12 protein-coding genes are annotated in these 12,546 nt (G+C 71.3%); 7 read left to right on the top strand and 5 right to left on the bottom strand.

The window, feature by feature from the left end; all coding sequences use genetic code 11:
• Positions 1 to 42: 42 nt before the first annotated feature.
• Entirely contained in the window at positions 43 to 1,011 is a 969-nt protein-coding gene (locus I8D64_RS14095) for an MsnO8 family LLM class oxidoreductase (RefSeq protein ID WP_200503432.1), read from the bottom strand.
• Between the two features lie 179 nt (positions 1,012 to 1,190).
• On the opposite strand from I8D64_RS14095, the gene I8D64_RS14090 reads away from it, so the two are divergent.
• The 4 genes from I8D64_RS14090 to I8D64_RS14075 are packed head-to-tail and all read left to right on the top strand — an operon-like array spanning position 1,191 to position 5,270.
• Positions 1,191 to 2,060, top strand: a complete 870-nt coding sequence (locus I8D64_RS14090; RefSeq protein WP_200503431.1) for an SAM-dependent chlorinase/fluorinase — start codon at positions 1,191 to 1,193, stop codon at positions 2,058 to 2,060.
• Positions 2,057 to 2,611 carry an ECF-type riboflavin transporter substrate-binding protein gene (locus I8D64_RS14085; protein ID WP_200503430.1) on the top strand — a complete coding sequence of 185 codons (555 nt, stop codon included), beginning with the start codon at positions 2,057 to 2,059 and terminating at the stop codon, positions 2,609 to 2,611. Before I8D64_RS14090 ends, I8D64_RS14085 begins: the two co-directional genes overlap by 4 nt.
• The gene (locus I8D64_RS17860; RefSeq protein ID WP_200503429.1) at positions 2,608 to 4,440 is read left to right on the top strand and encodes an energy-coupling factor transporter ATPase; all 1,833 of its coding nucleotides are present in this window, start codon (positions 2,608 to 2,610) and stop codon (positions 4,438 to 4,440) included. Before I8D64_RS14085 ends, I8D64_RS17860 begins: the two co-directional genes overlap by 4 nt.
• Complete coding sequence (locus I8D64_RS14075) at positions 4,437 to 5,270, top strand: energy-coupling factor transporter transmembrane component T family protein (RefSeq protein ID WP_200503428.1); 834 nt, start codon at positions 4,437 to 4,439, stop codon at positions 5,268 to 5,270. Before I8D64_RS17860 ends, I8D64_RS14075 begins: the two co-directional genes overlap by 4 nt.
• A 16-nt stretch (positions 5,271 to 5,286) precedes the next feature.
• On the opposite strand, the gene I8D64_RS14070 is transcribed toward I8D64_RS14075, so the two are convergent.
• Positions 5,287 to 6,102 carry a hypothetical protein gene (locus I8D64_RS14070; protein WP_200503427.1) on the bottom strand — a complete coding sequence of 272 codons (816 nt, stop codon included), beginning with the start codon at positions 6,100 to 6,102 and terminating at the stop codon, positions 5,287 to 5,289.
• Between the two features lie 180 nt (positions 6,103 to 6,282).
• Here I8D64_RS14070 and I8D64_RS14065 point away from each other — a divergent pair, with 180 nt between their 5' ends.
• Positions 6,283 to 6,801 carry a GNAT family N-acetyltransferase gene (locus I8D64_RS14065; RefSeq protein ID WP_200503426.1) on the top strand — a complete coding sequence of 173 codons (519 nt, stop codon included), beginning with the start codon at positions 6,283 to 6,285 and terminating at the stop codon, positions 6,799 to 6,801.
• 154 nt (positions 6,802 to 6,955) lie between these two features.
• Here I8D64_RS14065 and groL read toward each other — a convergent pair whose 3' ends face one another.
• From groL to I8D64_RS14050, 3 genes are all read right to left on the bottom strand, one after another.
• Positions 6,956 to 8,593 (bottom strand): chaperonin GroEL, encoded by a 1,638-nt coding sequence (gene groL, locus I8D64_RS14060; protein ID WP_200503425.1) that lies wholly within the window; start codon positions 8,591 to 8,593, stop codon positions 6,956 to 6,958.
• Between the two features lie 340 nt (positions 8,594 to 8,933).
• Entirely contained in the window at positions 8,934 to 9,500 is a 567-nt protein-coding gene (locus tag I8D64_RS17665) for a LytR C-terminal domain-containing protein (protein WP_200503424.1), read from the bottom strand.
• 80 nt (positions 9,501 to 9,580) lie between these two features.
• Positions 9,581 to 9,895, bottom strand: a complete 315-nt coding sequence (locus I8D64_RS14050) for a DUF3263 domain-containing protein (RefSeq protein WP_200503423.1) — start codon at positions 9,893 to 9,895, stop codon at positions 9,581 to 9,583.
• 99 nt (positions 9,896 to 9,994) lie between these two features.
• Here I8D64_RS14050 and I8D64_RS14045 point away from each other — a divergent pair, with 99 nt between their 5' ends.
• Both I8D64_RS14045 and treS read left to right on the top strand, forming a co-directional pair.
• The gene (locus I8D64_RS14045; protein WP_200503422.1) at positions 9,995 to 10,675 is read left to right on the top strand and encodes a uracil-DNA glycosylase; all 681 of its coding nucleotides are present in this window, start codon (positions 9,995 to 9,997) and stop codon (positions 10,673 to 10,675) included.
• Positions 10,676 to 10,756: 81 nt separating this feature from the next.
• Positions 10,757 to 12,535 (top strand): maltose alpha-D-glucosyltransferase, encoded by a 1,779-nt coding sequence (gene treS, locus I8D64_RS14040; protein ID WP_200503421.1) that lies wholly within the window; start codon positions 10,757 to 10,759, stop codon positions 12,533 to 12,535.
• Positions 12,536 to 12,546: the final 11 nt, after the last annotated feature.

Genomic DNA, 12,546 nt, shown 5'->3' with positions numbered 1-12,546 from the left:
CACCGCGGCCATCGGGCCGGTCCCGCACTCCGGGCCGGATCCTCACCCCAGCAGCGCGGCGACCCGGGCATCGGAGTCGGCGAGCGCCGCCCGGTCGAAGGTCGCCCCGGAAGCGAGGATCTCGTCGGCCCCCGTGGTCTCCACGAGGCTCTCGAGGCGGGGGCGCAGCGTCGACGCGCTGCCCGCCCACGAGGCGTCGAGCCCTGCCTCGAGCCGGTCGCGCTCGCGTGATCCGAGCGCGCGCTCCCGGATGCTCGCGGGGCTCTCCAACGGAGGGAACGCACCGGTCTCGCGAGAACGGACCATCGCCCAGACCTCGGGCAGGGCGAGCTCGCGGGCCTCGGCGTCGGTGCCGGCGACCAGCAGGTCCATCGAGAGCATCACGTGCGGGACGCTGCCCGCATGCGGACGGAACTCCCGGCGGTAGGCGGCGATCCGCTCCCCGAGGTCCTCGCCGAGCAGCACGGGCCCTCCGATCACCACGGCGAGCCCCAGGCGGGCCGCGGTGCGCAGCCCGGAGCCGGTGGCGAGCAGATGGATCGGCGGCGGGGATCCTCCCGCCGGGCGGGCGGTGACCGGCGCCTCGCCCTCGAGGTGCGCGCGCACGCGGGCGACCTCATCGGCGAACTCGTCGGCGGTGATCCGGGCGCGGCCGAGCGCCTCGCGCACAGGCGCCGTGAAGCCGAGCGAGCGACCGATGCCGAGGTCCACGCGACCGGGCGCCAGCGCCTCGAGCATGAGGAACTGCTCGGCGACGACGAGCGGGCGGTGGTTGGGGAGCATCACCCCGCCGGAGCCGAGCCGGATCCGCTCCGTGCGCTGCCCGATCGCCGCAAGCAGCACCGGCGGGGAGCCGCTCGCGATGCCCGGCACACCATGGTGCTCGGCCACCCAGAAGCGGTGGTAGCCCAGGGGCTCCGCCGCGACGGCCCGCTCCACGCTGTCGCGCAGGGCGGCGGCCTCGGGGCGCCTCTCGCGCGTGTGGGAGCGGTCCAGCAGGGAGTACCTCACGCCCCTCCCAACGCGCGGACCTCCCGAGACCTTCCCGGTCTGTGCGGGCTGGTCCGGACCGGTGCGGACCCCCGTCCCCCACACAGCTCGGAGACCCGCGTCCACAGCAGGATGAACCCGGATGAATTGGACGTCGGGACGGCCGTGCCCGCCGTCCCTCCGCCTGCGATACTTCCCGTGTGAATCCACTCGTCCTGCAATCCGATTTCGGTCTCGACGACGGCGCCGTCAGCGCGATGCAGGGCGTCGCGGTCGGCGTCGATCCTCAGCTGCGCATCCACGACCTGACCCACAACATCCCGCCCTACGACATCTGGGAGGGCTCGTACCGTCTCGCCCAGGTGGTCTCGTACTGGCCGGAGGGGACGGTGTTCGTCTCCGTCGTCGACCCCGGCGTCGGCTCGGACCGGCTCTCGGTCGTCGCGCGCACCGCCACGGGCCACCTCGTCGTCACGCCGGACAACGGCACCCTCACGCACCTCCACGCGATCTTCGGCGTCACCGACCTGCGCCAGATCGACGAGACCGTGAACCGTCGGGCCGGCTCCGAGGAGTCGTACACGTTCCACGGCAGGGACATCTACGCGTTCACGGGCGCCCGTCTGGCCTCCGGGGCGATCGCCTTCGAGAACGTCGGCCCCGAGGTCCCGCTCGAGCGCATGGTCGCCCTCCCCCTGCTCGAGCCCGAGCTGCGCGAGGGCGCCGTCCACGGATCCATCGACGTCCTCGACGTGCGCTACGGGTCCCTGTGGACCTCGATCCCGCGCACGCTGTTCGCACGGCTCGGCGTCCGCCACGGCGAACGGGTCCAGCTGCGCGTGCGGCACCAGGGGCGCGTGGTCCACTCCGCGCAGATGACCTTCGCCCCGAGCTTCGCCGCGGTCGAGCTCGGCGAGTCCCTCATCTACGTGAACTCGCTGGACCGGATGGCGGTCGCGATCAATCGCGGCTCCTACGCCCGCGCGTTCGACCTGGGCACGGGCTCCTCGTGGGAGGTCGCCCTCGAGCCCGTCCGCCCCGCACCGTCCGAGGATCGGAGCCGTCCATGAGCCCGCGCATCTCCCCCGTCACCCGCGTCGTCGCGATCGGCATCGGCGCGGCGCTGTTCTTCGTGCTCGGTCGCTTCCTCGCGATCCCCACGCCCATCCCGAACACCACGATCAACCTCCAGTACGCCGTGCTGGCCGTGTTCGCAGTGCTCTACGGACCGCTCGTGGGCGTGCTCGCAGGGCTCATCGGTCACGTGCTCGTCGACGCGACGGGATATGGCATCTGGCCCACCTGGGAGACCGGGACCGCCGTGTTCGCCCTGATCGTGGGCCTGGTGATGCTCCACAACCATGTGCGCGAGGGAGAGTTCCCGCGCCGCACCCTGGTGCGGTTCGTCCTGGCCGTCGCGATCGCGAACGCCGTCACCTGGGTGCTGTGGGCGCCGATCGGCGACGTGCTGATCATGGGCGAGCCGGCCTCGAAGGTCTTCACGCAGGGGGTCCTCGCCTTCGTCGCGAACTCGGTGACCGCTGCCGTCCTGGGCGGGATCATCCTCGGGATCTACGCCCGCTCGCGCACCCGGACCGGCTCCCTGACGCTCGACAGGTGAGCGTCGAGAACCCCAGGTCGGGCGGGTCCGCCACCTCCGACAGGCCCGACGCAGAGGTGCCCGTCCGCCTCCGCGACTTCTCCTTCCGCTATCGCGCCCAGTCGGAGCCCACGCTGCGCGGCATCGACCTCACGGTGCGCCGCGGGGAGAAGATCGCCGTCGTCGGCCCCTCGGGATGCGGCAAGTCGACGCTCCTCGCGGCGCTCAATGGCCTCGTCCCCCATGTGCACGCGGGAGAGGCGAGCGGGAGCATCGAGGTCTTCGGGACCGATCCCGGCGCCGCGCCGATCATCGAGACCTCGCGGCGCGTGGGCACGGTGCTGCAGGACTCCTCCAGCCAGTTCGTGGGGCTGACCGTCGCCGAGGACGTGGCCTTCAGCCTCGAGAACCAGCAGGTCCCGCACGCGCAGATGCCCGGCCGCGTGGCCGAGGCCGCGCGCGCCGCCGGCATCGCCGACCACCTCGACGCCTCCCCGCAGCAGCTCTCCGGGGGGCAGAAGCAGCGGGTCGCGATCGCCGGCGTGCTCGTGGACGACGTCGAGATGCTCCTGTTCGACGAGCCGCTCGCGATGCTCGACCCCGCGGCCGGCCGCGCGGCCGTCGAGCTCATCGACGACCTGCACCGCGAGCAGGGGCGCACGATCATCGTCGTCGAGCACCGGCTCGAGGACCTCCTGCACCGACCGCTGGACCGGATCGTCCTCATGGACGAGGGCCGCATCATCGCCGACCTCCCGCCCGACGCGCTCCTCGCCTCACCGCTCCTGCGCGAGCACGGCATCCGCCCTCCCCTGCATGTCGAGGCGCTGCGCCTCGCGGGCGCCCAGGTCACCGCCGGCCAACATCCGGCGGACCTTCCCCGCATGGAGCTCTCGTCCGCGCAGAGAGAGGCCGTGCGCACCTGGGTCGAGCACGCGCCGGCCGATCCGTCCCGGAAGTCCGCGACCGCTGCCCGGCCCCCGTCCGACGTCGAGGTCCCAGCCCTGGACCTCGAGTGCGTCGGCGCGATCCTGCGCCGCCCCGGCGCCTCGGCCGACGTCCGCGCGCTCCGGGGCATCACGGCCCGGATCCGCCGCGGCGAGATGCTCGGCGTGATCGGCTCCAACGGTGCGGGGAAGTCGACGCTCGCGCGCGTGATCAGCGGCTTCGAGAAGGCCACCGAGGGAGTCGTGCGGATCGCAGGGGCCGACGCCGCCTCCTGGCCGCTGGCCGAGCACGGCGCGCACGTGGGCTTCGTCCTCCAGGAGCCCGGTCAGATGCTCTCCCAGCCCCTGCTCGAGGAGGAGATCCGCCTCGGCCTCCGGGCACGCGGCCTCGACGCTGAGGAGATCGAGCGACGCACGGCGCGGGTGCTCGAGGTGACGGACCTGCGGCCGATGCGCTCCTGGCCGATCTCGGCCCTCAGCCACGGGCAGAGGAAGCGGCTGAGCATCGCCTGCGTGCTCGCGCTCGAGCCGGAGATCCTAATCCTCGACGAGCCGACGGCCGGTCAGGACTTCGCCCACTACAGCGAGTTCATGGACTTCCTCGCGCGGATCAACGCGGAGGGCACCACGATCCTGCTGATCACGCACGACATGCACCTCGCCCTCGAATACACCGACCGGGTGCTCGTGATCTCCGATGGAGAGCTCCTCGCCGACACGGACCCCGCCGCCGTGCTCACCGACGAGGCCCTCGCCGAGCGCGCGGACCTCGTGGTCACGGGCCTGTTCACCCTCGCCCGGCGCTGCGGGATCCCCGACCCGATCGCGCTCGTCCACCGCTTCGTGGCCGCGGACCGCGCCGAGCGGTCGCTCCGCGCGGACCCCGGGGAGGGTGCGCGATGACCGCTCCCCTCCTCGGGTACGTCGAGCGGCCCGGACTGCTGCACACCCTCACGGGCACTGCGAAGCTCGTGCTCACGATCGCGATGGTGCTCGCGGCGATGATCAGCTTCGACGTGCGCTTCCTGGCGGCGCTCGGGGTGCTGTCGATGATCGGCTGGGCGCTCTCGCGGGTCCGGCTGCGCGATCTGGCGACGGTGCTGTGGATCATCCTCACCTTCATGGTGCTCAACAACCTGCTGATCTTCGTGTTCGCGCCGGGCTACGGCAGCGAGCTGCTGGGCGCCCGGCACGTGATCGTCGACGGCCCCGGGCGCTGGGACCTCACGCAGGAGCAGCTGTTCTATCAGCTCGCGGTCACCCTCAAGTACTTCGCGATGCTGCCGGCGGTGCTGCTGTTCGTGGCGACCACGCGCCCGCCCGAGTTCGCCTCGTCCCTGCACCGCATCGGCGTCCCGTACAAGGTCGCCTTCGCCGTCTCCCTCGCCCTGCGCTTCATCCCGGACATCCAGCGCGAGATGCGCACGATCTCCCAGGCGCAGCAGGCCCGTGGTCTCGACATCTCACGGAAGGTCGGGCTGGTCACGCGCGTGCGCAACGTGGTGTCGACCCTCATGCCCCTGCTGCTGGGCTCCCTGGACCGCATCGAGACGGTCTCCAGCGCCATGGAGCTGCGCGGCTTCGGCCGCGGCCGCGGGCGCACCTGGTACGACGTGAAGCCGATGCGCACGAGGGACTGGGTCACGATCCTGGGCGCGGCCGCGGTGGTCGCCGCCGCGATCGTCATGGTCGTCGTCGACGGCGGCCGCTACTGGAACCCGTTCGGGGCCTGAGGGCTCCCGACCGCGATCAGGCCGAGACCCGCCGCATCACCGGGTCGGCGATGCGGCGGCTCGGCGCGCACAGCGTCTGCCCCAGCAGGGCGAACGCCTCGTCGCGATCCGTGAAGCGTCCGTAGTCGTGGCGCACGAAGCCGGAGAGGTCGAAGTCGGGGTCGTCGGTCCGCCCGTCCCAGTCGATCGCGCAGCGTCCGGCGGCTTCGAAGAGCGTCTCCGAGCCGGTGTTCGTGAAGGCTGCGCCTCCGCGGCAGCCGATCGGCCCGAACAGTTCCGCGGCACTCGTCCAACCGGCGCCGGACCCGCCGGCGTCGGCCCCGTTGCCAGCGGTCGTGCCCGCACACCGCTGCGATGCGAGCTCCAGCTCGGGCCAGACCAGCAGCATCGCGTCGGGCAGCACCCACCGCGCGGGACCGAAGCGGTCGTACCAGAAGGAGGCGTCGATGAGCAGCGCCCGCACCCGTGTGCGCACGCCGATCGCCCGCGCGACGCTCTCGAGCACCGCGAGCCGCTGGCTGCACGATCCCGTGCCGCGCGCGATGATCCGAGAGGCCGGCACGGTCTCGTCGAGCGCATAGACCGGGGAGATCTCGGTCGCGATGATCCGGTGGGCGACCTGCAGGACCGTTCTCGGACCGGGTGACGTCGCCGCGACGCGAGCCCGGTCGACGAGCGTCGTCACCGCCGCGGAGCGATGGTCGAGGATCGGAGTCGGAGCAGTCGACCCGTCCGCCGCCGCTCGCGGCACGTCCTCATCGCTCAGCATCAGGCGGCGGCACCATGGCGTGAGCATGATCGTGGGACGTGCGCAGGTGGATGCGGTGCTCATGAGCATGGCCCTTCGGACTCTCGGCGCGACGGCTCTCCCGACTCCGGACGCCACGATCCTCTCACCCCATCCAGGCGGCTGTGCCGTTGTGGACCGGCCATGCTTCCACAAGACCACAGCAGGAAGGTGCGCCATCGCCGCGGAGCCGGGTCGAGATCTCCTGCTGCTACGGTCCACGACATGGGCTTCACGATGCGGCGCGCAGTGCCCGACGACGAGGAGGCGATGCGGCGCGCGGTCTACGCAGCGTGGCGCTGGCGCGAACCGTGGGACGACTCCGCGTACCGGATCCACGCTGCCGCTGGGACACCCGACTCCTACGTGGATGGCTTCGGGACCCGCGCAGGCGACGCAGGAGTGGTGGCCGTCCCCGACTCGACCGACGAGGAGATGTGCGGGGCGGCATGGTTCCGACTCTTCACGCACCAGAGCGCACGGTCAGGATTCGTGAAGGACACGATTCCTGAACTGGTGCTGGCCGTCGACGAGCGCTTCCGGGGCATCGGGGTCGGTGGCAGACTCCTCGACCGGCTGCTGGAACTCGCGCCTGACATGGGCTTCCTCGCACTCAGCCTCCACGTCGACGCCGAGAATTCGGTTGCGACTGCGCTCTACAGGTCTCGAGGCTTCGAGACAGTCCGCACCACGCCGAACGGAAGCGTGATGGTGCGTGCCCATGGGCTTCGCGGCTCGTTCTGACGAAAGGCGCGGCAGTCTCGTGCGCACGAGCAGACGGCACCCCGCGCACACAGCAGCGCGGCCGCGTGACCATGCAGGTCACGCGGCCGCGCCGTGTGGTGAAGCGTTCGCGATCACTGGTGCGATCACCGCCGGGCAGCTGCCCGGCGGCGGATCACATCATGCCGCCCATGCCTCCCATGCCGCCCATGTCGCCGCCTCCGGCAGCCGGGGCCTCGGGCTCCGGCTTGTCGGCCACGACGGCCTCGGTGGTGAGGAACAGGCCGGCGATCGAGGCCGCGTTCTGCAGCGCCGAACGGGTGACCTTGACCGGGTCGATGATGCCCGCGGAGAGCAGGTCCTCGTACTGGCCGGTCGCGGCGTTCAGGCCCTGGCCGATCGGCAGGTTCTTGACCTTCTCCGCGACGACACCGCCCTCGAGGCCGGCGTTCACGGCGATCTGCTTGAGCGGGGCCTCGATGCCGACGGACACGATGCCCGCGCCGGTCGCCTCGTCGCCCTCGAGCGAGAGGTTGGCGAAGGTGTCCTTGCCCGCCTGCAGCAGCGCGACGCCGCCACCGGCGACGACGCCCTCCTCGACGGCGGCCTTCGCGTTGCGCACGGCGTCCTCGATGCGGTGCTTGCGCTCCTTGAGCTCGACCTCGGTCGCGGCGCCGGCCTTGATGACGGCCACGCCGCCGGCCAGCTTCGCGAGGCGCTCCTGGAGCTTCTCGCGGTCGTAGTCCGAGTCGGAGTTCTCGATCTCGGTGCGGATCTGCTTGACGCGACCGGCGATCCGGTCGGCCTCGCCCGCGCCCTCGACGATGGTGGTCTCGTCCTTGGTCACGACGACCTTGCGCGCCTGGCCGAGCAGCTCGAGGCCCGCGGTCTCGAGCTTGAGGCCGACCTCCTCGGAGATGACCTGGCCGCCGGTGAGGATCGCCATGTCCTCGAGCATCGCCTTGCGGCGATCGCCGAAGCCGGGGGCCTTGACCGCGACGGACTTGAAGGAGCCCTTGAGCTTGTTGACGACGAGGACCGCGAGGGCCTCGCCCTCGACGTCCTCGGAGAGGATCGCGAGCGGCTTGCCGGCCTGGATGACCTTCTCCAGCAGCGGCAGCAGGTCCTTGACGTTCGAGATCTTCGAGTTCATCAGGAGGATGTACGGGTCCTCGAGGACCGCCTCCTGGCGCTCGGCGTCGGTGACGAAGTAGGGCGAGAGGTAGCCCTTGTCGAAGCGCATGCCCTCGGTGAGCTCCAGCTCGAGGCCCATGGTGTTGGACTCCTCGACCGTGATCACGCCCTCCTTGCCGACCTTGTCGAGGGCCTCGGCGATGAGCTCGCCGATGGCCGGGTCGGCCGCCGAGATGCCGGCGGTGTGAGCGATCTGCTCCTTGGTCTCGATCTCCTTGGCCTGCGAGAGCAGGGTCTCGGAGACCGCGGCGACGGCCTTGTCGATGCCGCGCTTGAGAGCGATGGGGTTGGCGCCCGCGGCGACGTTGCGCAGGCCCTCCTTGACGAGGGCCTGGGCGAGGACGGTGGCGGTGGTGGTGCCGTCGCCCGCGATGTCGTCGGTCTTCTTGGCGACCTCCTTGACGAGCTCCGCGCCGATCTTCTCGTACGGGTCGTCGAGCTCGATCTCCTTGGCGATGGAGACGCCGTCGTTGGTGATGGTCGGCGCGCCCCACGACTTCTCGAGGACGACGTTGCGACCCTTGGGGCCGAGGGTGACCTTGACGGCGTCGGCGAGCTGGTTCATCCCGCGCTCGAGACCGCGCCGGGCCTCCTCGTCGTATGCGATGAGCTTGGCCATTGTGGAATCTCTCCCGTATCCGTGGTGTCCACCCGACCCTGTGCCCGCGACGGACGGCACCAGGCGCCGTGTTCACGTCACGCGGCGCCGGGTCCCTCACGGGGCCGGAATGCTCCTGGCTCTCCGCCGACGATCGCGCCCTTCCGGACGCTGTCACTCGTCGGCGTCGAGTGCCAGATCATCATAAGCACTCTCCCCCTCGGAGTGCTAACCCCTCCCACGGATTCCGCCGTCGGCGCATCCCTCGCATGTGCAGCCCCCGGCACGCACGAGGGGCCGGCCACCGTCCCCGGTGACCGGCCCCTGCGCGGCGCCTGCGCGCGTGGCTGCGCCGAGCTTCTCAGCCCTCGGGCTGCTCGACGGCGACGAAGGTGATGCGGTTGTCGTACTCGTCGCTCTGGCGGGCGTCGCCCGCGCCGACCTCGTCGGCAAGGGCCTGCGCGGAGGCCTTGTCCTCGTCGTCGCGGTAGAAGACGACGCTCTCCTGCTGGACGTTGTCCGCGGTGCCGATGCCGACCTTCGTCCACCCGGCGTCGGTCAGCGACTTCTCCCAGGCGCCGGCCATGCCGGAGATCCCGCCGGCGTTCATCACGAGCACGGGGGTGGACTTGTCCGGCTCGGACTGGTCCTCGCCGCCGCCGTCGGAGGCGTCATCGCTCTTCGACGAGTCGTCCTGCGAGCTCGCGGCCGTGGTGGGCGCCTCGGCGCGGTCGTCCCCCGACTTCCCGAGCCCGCCGATGGTGAACAGCAGCACGAGCAGGACCACCACCGCGACGGCGATGATGATCAGGTAGACGAGGTTCTGGCGCCAGAACGACTCCTCGGCGCGATGCGCGCCGTGGTAGGCGACCTCGGTCGCCTCCTCGTCGAACTGGTCCGGAGGGTAGGGGTACTCGGAATCTGCCACGGACCCATTGAACCAGCTCCGAGCCGACGGAGCGGGGAGCCACACGCGATGCGCGGGCGACGTCTGTACGGTGTCCCGGCTCAGGCCGCGTGGCCGGCGTCGCTCGCGCTCACGCGCCGGGCGCGCAGTCGGTGCACCAGGGCGGGCGCGGAGCGCAGCGCCTCGGGGCGGTCGAGCAGCGCGTTCAGCCGCACGTAATAGGCGGTCGGGGTGAGAGCGAGCTCCTCGCGGATCCGCCGCTCCTTCGCGCCGACGTACCTGAACGTGCGCTCCTCCATCGCGAGGATCGCACGCTCCTGCGCCGTGAGCCCCGTGCTCCCGTCCTCCCCGGAGCGCTCGGCGACCCCGGAGAGGTCGTCGGGATCCTGGGCGGGGAGGTCGGCGGAGGCGGGCATGGATCCACCCTACGGCCGCGCGCCGGGCCGTCCGTCCCGGCGCGCCGGGGACCCGTCGGACCACCCCGCCTCCGTCGCGCCGCATGCCAGACTTGCCCCATGCCGCGCCCCCTCGCCGAGACCATCGCCCCCGACTGGGCCGAGGCCCTCTCCCCCGTCGAACCGGCGATCCATCAGATGGGCGACTTCCTGCGCACCGAGGCGGAGTCCGGGCGCGGATACCTGCCGACGGGACAGAACGTGCTGCGCGCCTTCACCCGGCCGCTCGCCGACGTGCGCGTGCTCATCGTGGGCCAGGACCCGTATCCGACGCCCGGCCACCCGATCGGGCTGTCCTTCGCGGTCGAGGAGCACGTGCGCCCGATCCCCCGCAGCCTGCAGAACATCTTCAAGGAGATGCAGGAGGACCTGGAGATCGCCCCTGCGCCCCACGGCGACCTCAGCGCCTGGCAGGACCAGGGCGTTCTCCTTCTGAACAGGGTGCTCACGGTGCAGCCGGGCTCCCCCGCCTCGCATCGCGGGAAGGGCTGGGAGGCGGTCACGGAGGCGGCGATCCGCGCCCTGGCCGCGCGCGGCGGACCGCTGGTGGCGATCCTGTGGGGCCGTGACGCGCAGAGCCTGCAGCCGATGCTGTCCCCGACGCCCTGCATCACCTCCCCGCACCCGAGCCCGCTCTCGGCCTCGCGCGGGTTCTTCGGGTCCCGCCCCTTCTCCCGCGCGAACGCCCTGCTGGAGCAGCAGGAGGCGCAGCCGATCGACTGGCGGGTCGTGCGGGACTGACGCGCCCGGAGGCATGGCGCCGGGGCACCGACCCGCCTACTGTGGGACGACCCGCTCGGCGTCACTCCGGAGGATCGCGCGATGGCACTGAACCCCGCCCAGTTCACACCGCAGGGCCCCGGGGTCGACTACGACCCCCACTGGTACCGCAAGGCCGTGTTCTACGAGGTGCTCGTGCGCGGCTTCGCCGACGGCAACGGCGACGGCACCGGCGACTTCACGGGGCTCATCGAGCGCCTGGACTACCTGCAGTGGCTGGGCATCGACTGCCTGTGGCTGCCGCCCTTCTTCGCCTCCCCGCTGCGCGACGGCGGGTACGACATCTCCGACTACGGCGCGGTGCTGCCGGACTTCGGCTCCATCACGGACTTCGAGCGCCTGGTCTCCGAGGCCCACCGCCGGGGGATCCGCGTGATCATCGACCTGCCGATGAACCACACCTCGGACAAGCACCCGTGGTTCCTCGAGTCCCGCGCGGACCCGGAGGGCCCGTACGGCGACTTCTACGTCTGGTCGGACACGGATGAGAAGTACCGCGAGGCGCGCATCATCTTCGTGGACACGGAGGAGTCGAACTGGACCTTCGACCCGGTGCGCCGCCAGTTCTTCTGGCACCGCTTCTTCTCCCACCAGCCGGACCTGAACTTCGAGAACCCCGCGGTGCGCGAGGCGATGTTCGACGTGGTGCGCTTCTGGCTGGACAAGGGCGTGGACGGCTTCCGGGCCGACGCCATCCCCTACCTCTTCGAGGAGGAGGGGACCGACGGCGAGAACCTTCCGGCGACCCACGCCTTCCTCGCCGACCTGCGCCGCTTCGTGGACGAGAGCTGGCCGGGCCGCGTGATCATCGCCGAGGCCAACCAGTGGCCCGAGGACGTCGTGGAGTACTTCGGCACCCCCGAGGACCCCGAATGCCACATGTGCTTCCACTTCCCGGTGATGCCGCGCCTGTTCTACGCGCTGCGGGAAGGCAGCGCGCGTCAGATCGTCGAGATCATGGCGCAGACCCCGGAGATCCCGCAGGGCGCCCAGTGGGGCACGTTCCTGCGCAATCACGACGAGCTCACCCTCGAGATGGTCTCGGGCCAGGACCGCTCGGCGATGCTCGGGTGGTACGCACCGGACGCGCGCATGCGCGCGAACGTCGGCATCCGCCGGCGCCTGGCCCCGCTGCTGGACAACTCCCGCTCGGAGATCGAGCTGATCCACGCCCTGCTGCTCTCGCTGCCCGGCTCCCCGTTCCTCTACTACGGGGATGAGATCGGCATGGGCGACAACATCTGGCTGACCGATCGCGATGCCGTGCGCACCCCGATGCAGTGGACGCCGGACCGCAATGCGGGCTTCAGCGACATCACCGATCCCGGCAAGCTCTACCTGCCGGTGATCCAGTCGCTCGTCTACCACTACGCGACCACGAACGTCGAGGCGCAGATGGCGCACTCGGGATCGCTGCTGCACTTCGTGCGCTGGATGCTCGCGGTGCGCCGCGAGCACGACGCCTTCGGCATGGGCGCCTACCGGCACGTCGAGGCGGACAACGAGCGCGTCCTCGCCTTCACCCGGACCTATGACGGCGCGGACCACGGGGAGGAGGCCGCCCAGCACGCCGAGACCCTGCTGTGCGTCTTCAACCTCGCCCCGCAGCCGGTGACCGCGCGCGTCGCGCTCGAGGGGCCGGGCCGACGCACCGTGCGCGACCTCTTCGGCGGCGCCGAGTTCCCCTCGCTCGGCGAGGACGGAACCCTGGACGTCATGCTCCCCGGCCACGGCTTCTACTGGCTGAAGGTGCGCCCCCTCGGCGAGCAGGGCGAGCCGATCACCCGGACCACGGCGATCCCGGTGATCGACCCGGAGTGACCCGGAGCGAC

Origin of the sequence: Brachybacterium halotolerans, from assembly GCF_016623465.1 — a bacterium.
Classification (GTDB): Bacteria; Actinomycetota; Actinomycetes; order Actinomycetales; family Dermabacteraceae; genus Brachybacterium; species Brachybacterium halotolerans.
The sequence above is the reverse complement of the archived record's forward strand: the minus strand, read 5'-3'. Positions and strand labels throughout refer to the sequence as shown.